Origin of the sequence: Okeania sp. SIO2F4, from assembly GCF_010672385.1 — a bacterium.
Lineage (GTDB): Bacteria > Cyanobacteriota > Cyanobacteriia > Cyanobacteriales > Microcoleaceae > Trichodesmium.
This window is the reverse complement of record NZ_JAAHGT010001418.1, coordinates 1-1,354: the sequence shown is the minus strand read 5'-3', so window position 1 is coordinate 1,354 and position 1,354 is coordinate 1. Positions and strand designations below refer to the sequence as shown.

Annotated in this window: 2 protein-coding genes; one reads left to right on the top strand and one right to left on the bottom strand. The window is 34.0% G+C overall.

The features are described from left to right. Positions 1-324: 324 nt before the first annotated feature. Positions 325-993 (bottom strand): hypothetical protein, encoded by a 669-nt coding sequence (locus tag F6K22_RS40885; RefSeq protein WP_293110886.1) that lies wholly within the window; start codon positions 991-993, stop codon positions 325-327. A gap of 243 nt (positions 994-1,236) precedes the next feature. On the opposite strand from F6K22_RS40885, the gene F6K22_RS40880 reads away from it, so the two are divergent. Beyond that, a partial coding sequence (locus F6K22_RS40880; RefSeq protein ID WP_293110888.1) for a PD-(D/E)XK nuclease family transposase occupies positions 1,237-1,354 on the top strand: 118 nt, incomplete at its 3' end.

Below are 1,354 nucleotides of genomic sequence, written 5' to 3'. Positions count from 1 at the left end.
ATACGCGTACCTCACGCTTTTTGGGAATTGCTATATAGATATATAGCAATCCTCTGCACAGTTGTAATATTTGGCGTTGGTGAATGCGTAATGCTTTTGTCTCAAATATCTATGAAAAAACTATAGTCGTACGGTTCATAGATATTGAATAGCATTACTCGATCACCAATTCCTAATATTTTGCTGGTAGTTAGGAGTCAGGAGGAGCGAGTCAGGTAGGGGAGGCGTCGGTAGGGGGACGTACAGAATTTGCTCATGTTTTCAGTTCAAATTAACTATTATAAAAATTGTCACAATCAATGCGCGGATTGCTATAGATACGTATTAATAGGTATAGTTATATTCATATTCATAATTATAAGAATCTTCAAAATTAGTGCTGACTCTGACTCCATTATTATCAACAGTACATACAAAGTTATTTCGTTCTCCATACACATCTACCCATCCTTGCCACTCCCAACCTTCTATAGTTTTCCTCACATCTTTTTGAGAAGACCACTTCCCATTTCTCGGAAATCCCATTTCATATTTCATAAATTCTTGACAAGAATTCACAACACTACTGGTATTGTTCTTATTGTCATGTTCATATAAATTATCAGGAAAACTATAAGGATATTTTTCTTGTTTGTGGATATATGCTGTTACTTCATTATTGTTGATATTGCAAACAAAATTGCTTCTTTCTCCATCAATTTCTATCCAACCTCGCCATTCCCAACCCAATGTAGTTTCAGTTATATATTCCATGGATGACCACTTCCCATTTCTTGGAAATCCCATTTCATATTCCATAAATTCTCGACAAGAACTTACAACATAACTGGTATTAATATTAGTTTTATCATAATTGTTTCTGCTGATTTTTCTATGATTAATTCTACCTGGATACTGATAATTATTCAGTTTAATATGACTATTATCACCAACATCACAGGCTGCTAGAAAAACAACTGTAGCTAATGTTATTGCTAGGTTTTTTTTCTTCATTGTTCTCTGTAAGGAAATAAAACTTTTGATTATAATAGCACTAAAAGATATTTTTTGGAGAGTCTTTTTGGGAAAAATACAGAAATATCTGTCATTTCAGTTATCAGTACCTCCAGTTTCAGCCGGAGGCAATAAAATCCGAAATTTCCTTGTTCCTCTATAAGAGGCTAGCTGAGGGCTGTTTGCACAGCATTCCGCAAGAAATACTTACTAATTGATAATGAACTAGGAGGTTAAATTACTATGAGATTTATTAGTCCGAAAATTGATTATGCTTTTAAGAAAATATTCGGTTCCGATGCCAGTCAAGACATATTAATTAGCTTTCTTAATGCCCCCCTTATAAAGTGGGGCATTAAGA